This is a genomic window from Senegalia massiliensis (assembly GCF_009911265.1).
Classification (GTDB): Bacteria; Bacillota; Clostridia; order Tissierellales; family SIT17; genus Anaeromonas; species Anaeromonas massiliensis_A.
Genome location: NZ_QXXA01000005.1, coordinates 101,310 through 116,047, shown reverse-complemented (window position 1 = coordinate 116,047; position 14,738 = coordinate 101,310). Strand labels below are relative to the sequence as shown.

Annotated in this window: 14 protein-coding genes; all 14 read left to right on the top strand. The window is 26.5% G+C overall.

The window, feature by feature from the left end:
* Positions 1-33 precede the first annotated feature (33 nt).
* The 14 genes from eutH (at position 34) to D3Z33_RS04620 (ending at position 14,736) form a co-directional block, all read left to right on the top strand.
* Positions 34-1,176 (top strand): ethanolamine utilization protein EutH, encoded by a 1,143-nt coding sequence (eutH, locus tag D3Z33_RS04685; RefSeq protein WP_160196628.1) that lies wholly within the window; start codon positions 34-36, stop codon positions 1,174-1,176.
* Positions 1,176-1,619 carry a cupin domain-containing protein gene (locus D3Z33_RS04680; RefSeq protein ID WP_160196627.1) on the top strand — a complete coding sequence of 148 codons (444 nt, stop codon included), beginning with the start codon at positions 1,176-1,178 and terminating at the stop codon, positions 1,617-1,619. Before eutH ends, D3Z33_RS04680 begins: the two co-directional genes overlap by 1 nt.
* A 125-nt stretch (positions 1,620-1,744) precedes the next feature.
* On the top strand, positions 1,745-2,536 hold the full coding sequence (locus D3Z33_RS04675; protein ID WP_160196626.1) for a TIGR00266 family protein: 792 nt from the start codon (positions 1,745-1,747) through the stop codon (positions 2,534-2,536).
* Between the two features lie 85 nt (positions 2,537-2,621).
* A complete protein-coding gene (locus D3Z33_RS04670) occupies positions 2,622-3,962 on the top strand; it encodes a CCA tRNA nucleotidyltransferase (RefSeq protein ID WP_243153418.1) in 1,341 nt (446 codons plus the stop codon).
* Positions 3,963-3,967: 5 nt separating this feature from the next.
* On the top strand, positions 3,968-4,675 hold the full coding sequence (locus tag D3Z33_RS04665; protein WP_130805657.1) for a polyphosphate polymerase domain-containing protein: 708 nt from the start codon (positions 3,968-3,970) through the stop codon (positions 4,673-4,675).
* A gap of 15 nt (positions 4,676-4,690) precedes the next feature.
* Positions 4,691-5,356 carry a DUF4956 domain-containing protein gene (locus tag D3Z33_RS04660; protein ID WP_243153417.1) on the top strand — a complete coding sequence of 222 codons (666 nt, stop codon included), beginning with the start codon at positions 4,691-4,693 and terminating at the stop codon, positions 5,354-5,356.
* The gene (locus D3Z33_RS04655) at positions 5,353-6,819 is read left to right on the top strand and encodes a CotH kinase family protein (protein ID WP_160196625.1); all 1,467 of its coding nucleotides are present in this window, start codon (positions 5,353-5,355) and stop codon (positions 6,817-6,819) included. The genes D3Z33_RS04660 and D3Z33_RS04655 overlap by 4 nt, the downstream gene beginning before the upstream one ends.
* Positions 6,820-6,913: 94 nt before the next feature.
* Entirely contained in the window at positions 6,914-8,941 is a 2,028-nt protein-coding gene (locus tag D3Z33_RS04650; RefSeq protein WP_160196624.1) for a hypothetical protein, read from the top strand.
* A gap of 5 nt (positions 8,942-8,946) precedes the next feature.
* On the top strand, positions 8,947-10,074 hold the full coding sequence (locus D3Z33_RS04645; RefSeq protein ID WP_160196623.1) for a HEAT repeat domain-containing protein: 1,128 nt from the start codon (positions 8,947-8,949) through the stop codon (positions 10,072-10,074).
* Positions 10,075-10,077: 3 nt separating this feature from the next.
* Positions 10,078-11,472 carry a glycosyltransferase family 2 protein gene (locus D3Z33_RS04640; protein WP_160196622.1) on the top strand — a complete coding sequence of 465 codons (1,395 nt, stop codon included), beginning with the start codon at positions 10,078-10,080 and terminating at the stop codon, positions 11,470-11,472.
* 109 nt (positions 11,473-11,581) lie between these two features.
* The gene (locus tag D3Z33_RS04635; protein WP_160196621.1) at positions 11,582-11,959 is read left to right on the top strand and encodes a hypothetical protein; all 378 of its coding nucleotides are present in this window, start codon (positions 11,582-11,584) and stop codon (positions 11,957-11,959) included.
* Between the two features lie 95 nt (positions 11,960-12,054).
* Positions 12,055-12,963: an HD-GYP domain-containing protein gene (locus D3Z33_RS04630; protein WP_160196620.1), complete on the top strand. Its 909-nt coding sequence runs from the start codon at positions 12,055-12,057 to the stop codon at positions 12,961-12,963.
* A 49-nt stretch (positions 12,964-13,012) separates the two neighbouring features.
* Positions 13,013-14,341, top strand: coding sequence for an MATE family efflux transporter (locus D3Z33_RS04625; protein ID WP_160196619.1), 1,329 nt, complete (start codon positions 13,013-13,015; stop codon positions 14,339-14,341).
* A gap of 47 nt (positions 14,342-14,388) precedes the next feature.
* Positions 14,389-14,736: a four-helix bundle copper-binding protein gene (locus D3Z33_RS04620; protein WP_160196618.1), complete on the top strand. Its 348-nt coding sequence runs from the start codon at positions 14,389-14,391 to the stop codon at positions 14,734-14,736.
* Positions 14,737-14,738 lie beyond the last annotated feature (2 nt).

Here is a 14,738-nt window from a genome sequence, read left to right as displayed (position 1 = left end):
TAGAAACCTTAATAAATAGAGGGGGTAAAGTAGATGAGTATAAATGAGATTATTGTATATATAATGGTATTTTTTATGGTATTAGGAGCACTAGATAAGATAATTGGTAATAAGTTTGGTTTAGGAGAGCAATTTGAAGAAGGAATCATGGCAATGGGTTCCCTTGCAGTAGCAATGGTAGGGGTTATTTCATTAGCTCCAGTGCTTGCAAAAATTCTTAGACCTATAGTATCACCAGTATATACTGCATTAGGTGCTGATCCAGCAATGTTTGCTACTACTCTTTTAGCAAATGATATGGGTGGATATCCATTAGCTGTGGAAATGGCTCAAACACCAGAAGCTGGACTTTTTGCAGGACTTATTTTAGGAGCTATGATGGGACCTACTATAGTTTTTACTATACCAGTAGCATTAGGTATAATTAAAAAAGAAGATCACAAATTCTTAGCAACAGGTATATTAGCTGGTATAGTTACTATACCAATAGGAGCATTTGTAGGAGGAATGGTTGCAGGATTTAGTATAAGCATGATAATAAGTAACTTAATTCCAATAATTTTAGTTGCTGTGCTTATTTCTTTAGGGTTATGGAAAATGCCAGAAAAGATGATTAAAGGATTTACTGTATTTGGAAAAGGTGTTGTAATAGTTATAACTATTGGACTTGCAGCTATAATTATAGAAACACTTACAGGAATAGTAGTAATTCCAGGTATGGCACCAATTTCCGATGGAATAGAAATTGTTGGTTCAATAGCAATAGTATTAGCTGGAGCATTCCCTATGGTTTATGTAATAACAAAAGTATTTAGAAAACCATTATTAAAGGTAGGAAAATTATTAGGAATGAATGATGTTGCAGCAGCAGGTATGGTAGCTACTCTTGCAAATAACATACCTATGTTTGGATTAATGAAGGATATGGACGAAAGAGGAAAAATTATAAATGTTGCTTTTGCAGTAAGTGCCGCATTTGTATTTGGAGATCATTTAGGTTTTACAGCAGGAGTAGCAAGAGAAATGATATTCCCTATGGTAGTAGGAAAGCTTGTAGGTGGTATAACAGCTATTATAGTAGCTATGCTTATTGCTAATAAAACAGTAGGTAAAAATACTACAGTAGTGCCAGAAGGTATTGCAGATGATTTAGATGATAAAAGGAGCAATGCTTAATGGATATGGATAGCAAGAAAATTGAAGAAGTAGTTAAAAAAGTTGTAATGAGCTATATGAATCAATCTGAAAAAGAAATAAAAAAGATTGATAAAAGTGGAGTAGCAGTAGTAAAAACTAACAAAGTAAAACCAGAAAAGTTTGACACAGGTAAGCCAGGAGACAAAGTTTATTTAAAAGATGTTTTTACCCTTGAAGAAAGTCCAAGGCTTGGTTGTGGTGTAATGGAAATGGAAGAAACAGTATTTGACTGGACTCTTAAATATGATGAAATAGACTATATAATGGAAGGAACTTTAGAAATAATTATTGATGGTAGAAAGATAGTTGGAGAACAAGGTGATATAATTTTAATTCCTAAAGATACTCCAATAAAATTCAGCTGTCCTGATCATGCTAAGTTTATTTATGTAGTTTACCCTGCTAATTGGGATCAATTATAATATTAAATTTAAAAGACAAAAATTCTAATTCTCTAGGATTTTTGTCTTTTATAATGTATAATTATTTAAAAAATGTAATATTTATATTCTGAAAAGGGTATAAAATTGAAAAGGAGATGATTATATTGGCTGATATTATTGATTATAATATTAAAGGTTCTGATATGCAGATTGTAGAAATTGAGTTAGATCCAGGAGAAGGAGTAAGGGCAGAAGCTGGTGCCATGCTTTATATGAACAAAGATATTGAAATGGAAACTTCAACTGGTGGTGGACTATTTAAAGGTTTCAAAAGAGCATTTACAGGAGAAAGTTTCTTTATAACAACATTTTTAAATAATGGAAGTAGCAAAGAAAAGGTAGCTTTTAGTGCACCTTATCCTGGTAATATAATACCTATTCAATTAGATAATTGTGGTGGGAAATTTATATGTCAAAAAGATTCTTTTTTGTGTGCTGCAAATGGAATAGAAGTAGAAGTAGAATTCACTAAAAAACTTGGTGCTGGATTTTTTGGCAGAGAAGGATTTATACTTCAAAGATTAGAAGGTAACGGACTTGCTTTTGTTCATGCTGGTGGTACGATTATAGAAAGGGAATTAAAATCAGGGGAAGTATTAAGAGTTGATACAGGTTGTCTTGTTGGATTTGAGACATCAGTAGATTATGATGTCCAGTTTATAGGCGGATTTAAAAATGCTCTATTTGGTAAAGAAGGATTATTCTTAACTAGATTAACAGGCCCAGGAAAAGTATATCTTCAAAGTTTACCATTATCTAAGATGGCAGAGAGAATATTTGCAGCTGTAGGTAGTAGAACAGGAGAAGGTAGAGGTGATAGAGGTAACATGGGTGGTAATATAGGTGCTGGAATAGCAGGTGGAATACTTGGAAGTATGTTTGGTGATGACAATTAATTTGAAAATAACTCCTATTTTTAGGAGTTATTTTATATTATTTAAGTTTTTCTATAAATGATATATAATTAAATTGGTGATTAAAATGTTAAAGATAAATATACCTGTTGAGGTCCAATATATATTAGATAAATTAAATAATAAAGGATTTGAAGCATATATAGTAGGTGGATGTGTTAGAGATAGTTTTATGAAAAGACTTCCAAATGACTGGGATGTTACAACATCGGCTTTACCTGAACAGATTTTAGAAGTATTTATTTATGAAAAAACAATAGAAACAGGAAAGAAATTTGGAACTATAACTGTCATAAAAAATAGTAATCCTATAGAAATAACAACATTTAGAGCAGAATCCGAATATAAAGATAACAGACGACCAGAAAAGATAGAGTTTAAAAAAGATATAAAAGAGGACTTAAAAAGAAGAGATTTTACTATAAATGCTATAGCCTATAATCCAAATACAGGTATTATTGATCCCTTTGGAGGAAAAGAGGATATAAGAAAAAGAGTGATAAGAAGTGTAGGAAATCCAAAAGAAAGATTTCTTGAAGATGCTCTTAGAATATTAAGAGCTATAAGATTTAGCACACAGCTTGGATTTAATATAGAAGTTAATACATATAAGTCTATAATAAATCTAAAGAAGAAACTTGAAAGTATATCTAAGGAAAGAATAAGAGATGAATTTTTTAAAATTCTATTATCACCTAAACCATCAGTAGGAATTAGATTATTGGTAGATACTGGTTTAATACATTATATAGTACCTGAAATTGTGGAAAGTGTGGATTTTAATCAACATAATCCACATCATGATAAAAATGTATTCGATCATATACTCTGTGTTGTGGATAATTCTCCAAGAACAATAGAAAATAGATTATCTGCATTTTTACATGATATAGCAAAACCACATACTTTTTCAATAGATGATAAAGGTATAGGTCATTTTTATAATCATCAAAAAAAAGGAAGTGAATTATCTAAAGATATACTTAAAAGATTAAATATTTCTAAAAAATTAATTAATACTGTAAGTGTACTTGTTAAAGAACATATGATAGGACATAATGAATTTAGCAATAAAGGACTTAAAAGATTAATAAATAGAGTAGGTAAAGATGATATATTTAAACTTTTAGATTTAATGCGTGCTGATATAAAATGTACAAATCATAGTGAAGATGTGGAAAATATAAATAAATTAGAAAAAAGAATAATCCATATATTAAATAAAAAACAGCCTATGAGTACAAAGGATTTGCAAATAAATGGATATGATTTAATCGATTTAGGTATTCCTAAAGGTCCACAGATAGGTAAAATACTTAATATATTGCTTGAATATGTATTGGAAGATGAAAGTTTAAATACTCGTGAAAAATTATTAGATATAGTAGAAAATATTAAAGGAGATTAAATATTATGTCAGAAAATATTTTATCTGTTTCAAGAAAGGAACTTAAATATAAAATTAATTTTATGCAATATGTTAAGTTATCATATGTTTTATCTTCTGCTTTAACATCAGATAAGAATAATGGAGTTGATGGATATACTGTTAGATCATTATATTTTGATACATATAATAATATGGACTTTTATGACAAATTAAATGGTGTTGAAAATAGAAAGAAAATAAGACTTAGACTATATAGATATGATTCAGATAAGGTAAAGCTTGAAATTAAAAAGAAGTATGGTGATAATCAACAAAAGAAAACTGTCTGGATAGATAGATTAGATGCTGAAGAACTGATAAAATGTAATTATGAAGTACTTAAAAAATATAAATCCAATATAGCAAATACAATATATAATATTATGAAGATAGATTCTATGAAACCTGTAGTATTAATTGAATACAAGAGAAAAGCATTTGTACATGCCATGAATAATATAAGACTTACTTTAGATAGTCAAATACATGCAAGTGAAACAAATTTTGATTTTTTTGCTAAAAATCCAATAATGAATCCAGTGGAAAATTTTTATTATCCATTGTTAGAAGTTAAATTTAATGGGTTTATTCATAAATGGATAGCTGATTTAATAAAGATTCATTCTTTAAACAAACAATCATTTAGTAAATATGTAGAATCAAGAAAAATATTTCATCAATATATGGCATAAAAAGGAGAGGTTAATTTGAAAGAAACAATTTACAATTTATTATATGAAGGAACATCATCTTCATCACCTATGTTTTCTATTCAAAACATGATAGTTGCACTTATACTAGGAATTTTAGTTTGTATTACATATAGGATAACATATAGTGGTGTTGCATATAATAAGAGATTCAATACATCCCTTATGATGTTAACATTGATAACTACAATGGTTATGAATATATTAGCAAGTAGTTTAGCGCTTTCTTTAGGGATGGTAGGAGCACTTTCTATTATAAGATTTAGAACTGCAGTTAAAGATCCAAGAGATACAACGTATATATTTTGGGCTATAGCTATTGGACTTGGTGCTGGTTCTTCTAATTATTATGTAGTAGCAATAGGATCAATTTTTGTAGTAATTATTAGTTTAATTTTAAGTTTTGGGTTCAAAGATTCAAATAGTTACTTGATTATAGTTAGAGGGAATTTAGAGAGTCTTGAGACAGTTAGGTCATCACTTTTTCAAATATATAAGGCTTGTAAACTAAGGGCTGAAACTGTAACAGAAAATCATATAGAAATTGTATATCAAATAAAAATTCGAAAAAATGAAAATATAAAAGAATATGAAAAACTAAAAAGTATTGAAGGTGTAGAATTTGTTAATATGGTAGCTCAAGATGGAGAAACATTAGGATGAGAAATCAGAAAATAATAAAAAAAAATAAAAAAATTAAATATTATATTATTTCTTTTTTTTTATTACTAATGATATTTATATTTGTTTATTTTATTAAAATTACTATAGATATTGAAGAGACTAAAGGTGAAGATGAAAATATAAATGTTGATAAAGAGGATAATGTAGGTAAAAATAATCTACCTATAATTGTGATAGATACTAATGGTGAAAAAATAGAAACTAATAATAGTGTTAATGATCTAAATGGCAAGTTAATCACAAAATCTTCTCCAAAAATAAAATCAAAATTTAAATTATATGATGTTTATAATTTTCCTGAAGAAGTTAGTATTGAAGAAGATATAACTATAAATGTACGTGGACAATCATCTTTAAAGTTTCCTAAAAAGCAATATACTATTAGATTTATAGATGATAAGAATAGGGAAAAGCCTATTAAGTTATTAGGTATGAGTAAGCATGATAAATGGGTTTTGAATAGTTCTTATGGAGATAAAAGTTTAATTAGAAATTATATTGGCTTTAAATTAGCTAGAGATATACAAGACTATGCACCTAGAACACGATTTGTAGAAGTTTATTTAAATGATGATAATAATATGAACTTTGAAGAAGATTATATAGGAGTCTATATTTTAATTGAAAAAATAGAAAGAGATGAGGAAAGGGTGGATATACAAAAAGCGGAAGAAAAATATAAAGATGTAAGTTTTATTATTGCAAGAGATAAGATTAAAGAAGATGACATAGTTTTAAAAAATGATTGGAGCTATTTGGAGGAAAAATATATTATAAATAATGAGGGAGTAGTAAATAGAAGAACTTCTCTTACTCCAGTTTATCCTAGTAGTAAAAAGTTAAGTATTAAATATAAAAATAAAATAGTAGATTATATAAATGATTTTGAATATCTTTTAAGATCAAATGATTTTGATGATAAAAAATATGGATATAGACAATATATTGATATAGATTCATTTGTTAATTATGCTATGGTAAATGAGATAGTAAAAAATATAGATGGTGGAGAAGTTAGTGCATATTTTCATAAAGATATTGGCGGTGTTATGAAAGCAGGACCCGTATGGGATTTTGATTTAAGTTTATCAAACACTGACGTAGAAGAAGTAAATGAACCTACAGGATTTCGAATTGTAGATACAATATGGTTTGAAAGATTGTTCCAAGATAATTATTTTGCTAACAGATATAAGATAAACTATAAAAAATATAGAAATAGCATATGGAAAACAGAGAAAATAAATAAGATGATAGATGATGCAGTTAAACAAATTGGAGATGCAGCTTATAGAAATCAAAAGAAATGGTATCCAAATGATACACCTGAAGATTATCAAAAGGAGATTGATAATATAAAGAAATTCTTATCTGAAAGATTAGAGTGGATGGATAGGAATGTCCATTTAGTAAAAAGACTTAGACAAAATACTATAGATTAGAGGTGATAATATAAATATACGTAGATTCACTATAATATTTTTAGTATTATTATTTGTAGTAATATTTTTTATGACATTTGGTTATCAAAAATATATGAGAGATCAAGTATCTAAAAGTACCGATAATATAGATGGTTTGAAAAGAATAACTAAAATAAAAGATAATAATATTTATATATATGAAAAAGACAAATGGAAATATTTTGACATAAGAGGTATTAGATTATCTTCATTTGCACCAAATTACAGTAGGAATAAAGGAAATATAGATAAAAAACAAGCTATGAGATGGTTAAATCAAATTGATAGTTTAAATGCTAATACTATTATTTTGTCAGATATAATGAGTCCTGCTGTTTATAGTGCTATATATGATTATAATTTAAACAAAGAAAAACCTATATATGTAATTCAAGAAATTGAGGTAGATGAAAGGAAGGTATTAGAACATTACAATGCTTTCAATCTAGACATAAAAAATACTTTGAAAGATGATGTAAAAAATGCCATAGATATAATAAATGGAAATGGTTTCATATTTGGAGGAGATAGATATCCATCAGGGATATATTTGAAAGATATATCTAAATATACTTTAGGATATGTAGTAGGGCTAGGAACTAATCCTGAGATGGTAGCTCTTACTAATATTAAAAATGAAAATATGAGTACATTCTCTGGAGAGTACTATAGTATTAATGATAAATCTAAACCTTTTGAACATTTCATAGCAGAAATAATGGATTTTAGTGTATCTTATGAAATTGAAAAATATAATAAATTAAGTCTTATTTCATATATTACAAGCATAGAAACAGACCCATTAAAGCATAAAAATCAAACTGAATTACTTGAAAATGCAAATATAGATATTACAAATATAGTAGAAAATAAATACTCTAATATATTTGTAAGTTATAGTGCATATCCAAATTCAAATAGTTATATAAGCTATAATTATGAATCTAAAGAGTCATTTCTAAGGTATTTAAAAGATATAAAAAATTATTATAATAAGCCTTTAATAATAACAGATATAGGGATACCATCATCGAGAGGAATGTCAAGAATAGATGTAAATGAAGGCTTTAATAGAGGAAACTTTTCAGAGAGTGAAGCAGGCGAACAATTAGTAAAACTATTAAGCTATGTAAATGATGCAAACATTCAAGGAGTATGTATAAATTCTTGGCAAGATAATTGGAATAGAAGTACAGAATTTAATTTGATAGAAGACTATATTTTAGAAAGTAATTCAACATATTGGTTTGATTCTCAATCTAGTGATGAAAGTTTTGGGTTGTTAAAATTTGAAGCGAATAATAAGAAACATATAGATGGAAATATTGACGAATGGAAAGATACAGATTACTTAATTAATCAAAAAAATTTAAAAATAAAAGTAGATTCTGATCCTTCATATTTATATTTAATGATAGAAAAAGATGATTGGACATTAACAAGAGATGAAATGTATATAGGATTAGATATAAATCCTTCTATGGGTTCGAAAATGTGGAAAGATAAATCAGTTGAATTTAAAAATCATGTTGATTTTATAGTAGAATTAGATGGATATAATGATTCTAGAATATTAGTAAATGAAAGATATAATCTATTTAATTATTTATATAAATATTACTCATATTTAGTGGACAAGCAGACTTATATACCGAATAAGAATAGTGATATATTCTCTCCAGTATATATTATGAATAGAAAGCAGTTTTATTTAAAAGATGATAATAAAGTGTTAGAACCACTTTATTATGAAACAGGAAAATTACTTTATGGAAATAATAATCCAGACTATAATGAAAGTAACTCTTTATCAGATTTTAATAATAATGATAACACTTTAGAATTAAGAATTCCTTGGACATTAATAAATGTTATAAATCCATTAGAAAAAAACATAAGAGGAGATTTTTATAAAAATGGAATAGAAGATACAATTAAAATTGAAAATATACAAATTTCAGCTTTTTCTAGGAATGATACTGAAAAAATAATTACTGATAGTAAAGAGTATGCTATTCCTAGATTTAGAAAGGTAAAATATAATGAGGAATTAAAAGAATCTTATTATATACTAAAAGAATATTGGAAAAATAAGAGGTGATTATTTTGGAAGTTTATATAGTTATCATATCTTTTATAGTTTTTGTAATTATGCTTTTTATAGTAAGTATTTACCTAATATCATCAATTATTTATAATAATTTAGCAAACAAAACAATAAACAAAAAAGTAAATAAGTTACAATCTATTATGTATAATAAACTGTCTAATGATAAGGGAATGAATGAAGAAGATATTGAACAAATAAAAAAAATATCATCTACAAAATTAGGGCTTAGAGCTTTTTATTTAGCATATAAGGATTATATAAATGATAATGGATATGATTTTACAATAAAAGAATATATAAATAGGATAATTAGTTATGAAAAAATAAGAAAAAATAGTATTGTAAGGGACAAGTATAAAAAAAGTTATATATTATATTTATTATCTGAATTTAGAATTGATAGTGAAAAGACTAGACAAATTAGTTTAGAATCTTTACAAGATGATTCTATTTATATAAGAAACAATTCATTAAAACTAATTCAAAATATTGGAGATGTAGAACTAGCATTACAAGCAATAAACATTATAAATAATACTGAAAAATACTTTAATGAAAAAATATTATTAGATTTTTCGGATAATTTTAAAGGTGATATTGATATACTTGATAAGAAATTATTAGATACATTAGATAATTATAATATAAAATTAAAGACAAAAATAATAGAGCATTATTCAAATAGAAAAAATGATAGTTTAGAAATTAGAGATTCAATGCTAAATTATATATCAACAAGTGATGATAAAGATGTAATTATCTCATCAACTAGATATTTTAAACGAGTAATAGATAATAGAGTAGCTAATATTTTAAATAAGAATTTAAAAAACGAGCATTGGGAAGTTAGAGCAATAAGTGCTAAGGTTATATGCAAATATCCTAATAAAAAAGCTATAGATATACTCAAGCAAACCATAGGAGATAATAATTACTTTGTAAGATATAATAGCGCATTTTCTCTTATTAGTATGGAAGAAAAGGATCAGATAATGGAGGAACTATTAAATCACCATGACCGATTTGCAAAGGATATTTTAGCATATGTAATGTTTGTAAATAATATTATAGATTTTGAATCTTATAATAATTATAAAGAAAAATTTGCTGTGCAAGGAGGTTAATTTATGAATTTAGAGAATATAGTTTATTATATAAATGTATTTTTCTTTATATACATGTTTATATATGCTATAGTATTTTTCTTTACTACAAGCTTTTCAGCAATAAATTTAGATGATTTTTTTATACGTAAAAAGCATATGAGTTATTCTATGATTTCAAATAAGTTGAATTATATACCTATATCTATACTTGTACCTGCTTATAATGAAGAAATTACAATTATAGAAACAATAAATTCATTAATGGATTTAGATTATCCAGAATATGAAATTATAGTTATAAATGATGGTTCAGATGATAAAACCTTAGAGAAAGTAATAGAACATTTCAACTTAAGTAGGATATCTAAACCCTTTAGAAAATTAGTTAATTCAGAAGAAATAACTAGTATATATGAAAATCAATCGGATAAAAAAATAGTTTTAGTTAATAAAGAAAATGGTGGAAAATCTGATGCATTAAATGCAGGAATAAATATAAGTAAATACCCATTATTTGTATGCGTGGATGCAGACTCTATGTTACAAAAAAATTCACTTGAAAGAATAGTACAGCCCTTCTTGGAAGATAGTTCTACAATAGCAGTTGGTGGTAATATAAAAGTTTCTAATCAAATAGTTATAAAAAATGGTAAAATTAAAAATATAAATCCGCCTAAAAAAAGCATTGTGTTATTTCAAATAATAGAATATTTTAGAGTATTTTTAAATTCAAGAGTATTTTTTGACAGATTAAATGCTAATTTAATAATATCAGGTGCTTTTGGGATATATAGAAAGAGTGCTGTAATAAATGTAGGAGGATATACAAAAGGATTAATAGGGGAAGATATGGAAATAGTTGTTAAAATGCATGCATTTTACAGAAAAAATAAATTACCTTATAAAATGAATTATGTACCTGATGCTATATGTTGGACTCAAGTACCAGAAAACTTAAAGGTTCTAAAAAACCAAAGAGTAAGATGGCATATTGGTATGGGAGAGAGTTTGAGACGTCATAAATATATGTTTTTAAATACCCACTATGGATTAGTAGGTATGCTTTCCTTTCCATATTTTTTATTTTTTGAATTTATATCTCCTGTTTTAGAGGTTTTAGGTGTTTCAACTATAATAATATCATTTTTTATAGGAATTATAAATTTTAGATTCTTTATATTTTATTTATTGTTTTATATAGGATTTAATGTAGTAATTTCAATAATATCAGTTCTTTTAGAAAAATATTTATTTAAGAAGACAATACCTATGAAATTTATGTTTAAGTTATTTGTATTTTGTATGTTAGAGTCCTTTGGATATAGACAAATATGTTCATTTTATAGAATAATAGCATTATTTAAATTAAAAAATAAAAAATGGGGTGAAATGGAAAGAGTGGAACAAAAATCTTAAATAATATATTAATAAACTAAAATTAGGGTATTTAATATAATGATGGTAAAAGAAGCAGGATTTTTAGAACTTATGTAGAAGTAATATGAGATGGATAGGAGGTGAAAAAATGAATAAAAAGAAAATAATATCTATATTACTTGTATTGACATTTTTAATGACAATTATGCCTATGGTATCATTTGCTGATGATTATGATGAGGATTTTGAAGATGTAGTAGAGCGTGTTAAGGAAGATGTAGCAAGAACTAACGAATCCATAGCTCGTAAAGTTAAATTTGCTCAGTTTTTAGCGGACTTACCTGGAACAAGTGAAAAAGATTTAGATCTAATCATAGATGTTTTAGTTAAGGTAACAGATAGAGAAGCTCAAGCTATGATTGATAGAGCTGCAAAATTAGGTGTAGTAGTAGAATGCCAATATGATTTATATATCATAGGTGGTAGAGAAGTATGGATAGACCCATTAGTAGTACCTACATGGTAAATAGAGATAATAATAAATCAATAATCCAATGTATTGGATTATTGATTTATTACTATGTTATAATATAAAAAAGAGCTACTATGGGAGGTTAAATAATGGATGGCTTACATATAGGAAATGATGAAACTTTTATAGAAAAATTTATACAAGGTGAAACTAATCTTAGTCTTATAGCACGTGGTGACGGTGCAGAGATAATGGTTCAAAATATAGAGAAAGATAAACATTTTTTTATAGAACCTGGTGAATCAAATGAGCTTATGGAGTTCTTTTATATATTAGAAGGAAAGATTAAATTTAAAATAGATGAGGAAGAAAAGATACTTTCTAAAAATGAATATTTTTATGTACATGAATTAAAGGATACAATTAAATTGAAATCTTTAGAAAACGTGAAATTACTATATATAACTACTAAACCAGTATTTCATTATTTAAGTGAAAATATAAATGACTTAATTAACTTATCAAAAAAAAGCCAAGAAAAGGATATGTATACTCATAATCATGGATATAGAGTTCAACAATATTCAATAGAAATAGCAAACAAATTAGATTTGTCAGATGATATGGTTGAAAGAATAGCATATGCTTCACTTTTTCACGATATAGGTAAGATAAATGTACCAGATGAAATACTTAAAAAGCCATCATCCCTTACAAAGGAAGAATTTGATGAAATAAAAAAACATCCTGCAGATGGAGCTAAATTAGTAGAAAAAACATATTTTAAAGAACTATCAAGAGTTATAAATGAGCATCATGAAAAAATAGATGGTTCAGGTTATCCTCAAGGATTAAAGGGAGAAGAAATATGTCTAGAAGCCCGAATAATATCAATAGCTGATTCATTTGATGCTATGACATCTGATAGACCATATAGAAAAGGAATGACTCCTAGTCAGGCTTTGGCTGAAATAAAAAAGTATGCTGGAATACATTATGACAAGAAATTAGTAAAAATATTTGCTAATATATTATATAAAAATGAAGGTGTAAAGTAAAATCCTCAAAGATAGATGAGGATTTTACTTTTATATAGAGGTGAAACAAATGAAAAATAGTACAGATTTATTAAAAGATGATATAAAAGGTTTATTTTTTAAATATGTATCTGCTGCAGTTGCTGGAATGGTAATGAATTCATTATATATACTAGCTGATACTATATTTATAGGTAGGTGGATAGGACCTCGTGGTCTTGCTGCACTTAATATTGCTATACCTGTTTTTAATTTATTATTTGCTACTGCACTTTTATTTGGAGTGGGTGGTGCTACTGCTATTTCCGTATCCTTAGGTAAAAAGGATTATGATAAAGTAAATATAATATTTACCTTATCTATGACATTTATAATAGGATTTGGACTTATTTATACAATACTTGGAAGTGTATTCTTAGAAGAAATTTCATATATTTTAGGAGCAGAGAGTACAAATATTGAACTTGTAAAAGATTATTTGAGAGTAGTATTTATGTTTGGATTTAGTTTTTTACTAGTATATGGAATGACACCACTTGTTCGTAACGATAAAGCACCAAGACTTGCCATGATGGCTACAATATTAGGTGGATTAACTAATATGATTTTTGATTGGTTGTTTATAGTTATTTTTGGCTGGGGTATGAAAGGTGCTGCTATTGCAACAGTATTTTCAGCATTTACTAGTATAATTATATTATTAAGTCACTTTGTTAGTGGATTTGCATCATTGAAATTTACAAAAATTAAATTTGATTTTTCTATACTGAAAAGAATAATTAAAAATGGTATCCCAAGTTTCATAATAGAGGCATCATCTGGTATAGTAATTGTTTCATTTAACTTGGTTATTTTAAGTTTAATAGGTGAAATAGGAGTAGCTTCCTATGGTATAATAGCTAATTTATCCCTTATATGTGTATATATATTTACAGGGCTTTCACAAGGATTACAGCCTCTTATAAGTATAAATTATGGTGCAGGATTATATTCACGAGTAAAAAAGATAAGAACTATGGGGATGTTATCAGCATTTATATTTGGATTTGCATTTTTTATTGTAGGTAATTTATTTCCTGAGCAATTGATTTCTCTTTTTACTGAAGGAAGTGAAGAACTTATAACTATAGCTACAAGAGGAATAAGGATATATTTTGTGGCTTTTGTAATAATGGGAGTTAATATTGTAATAGGAACATATTTTCAATCCATAGAATTATCTAATTTTTCAACTATGATTACATTATCTCGTGGAGTAGTAATGTTACTTTTAAGTTTATTTATATTATCATATATTTTTAATATGAATGGAGTTTGGTTAAGCGTACCAGTAGCAGAATTTACTACACTTTTATTTGGTGTAATATTACTAAAAAAAGAATCTTATAATTTAAAGTAATTTGCACATAATATTATTGTAAAAAATAAATTATAGGAGTTGTCAAAATGGCTATAGTTGGAAATATAGGTAATGATAACATGCAAAAGTGTATTGATGAATGTGTAAGATGTTTAAGAGCATGTGAAGAATGTCTTACTCTTTGTATGAATGAAGAAGATGTAAAGAAAATGGTATCTTGTATGAAGATATTAAGAGATTGCATAGATATCTGTGACACTGCTATTGGATTTATGGCTAGAGGTAGTGAACATGCCGTTCATATTTGTAAAGAATGTGCAGAAATTTGTGATGCGTGTGCAGCTGAATGTGAAAAAATGAATACAGATCATTGCATAAAATGTGCTGAGATATGTAGAAGTTGTGCAGATGAATGTAGACAAATGGTAGGATAAAA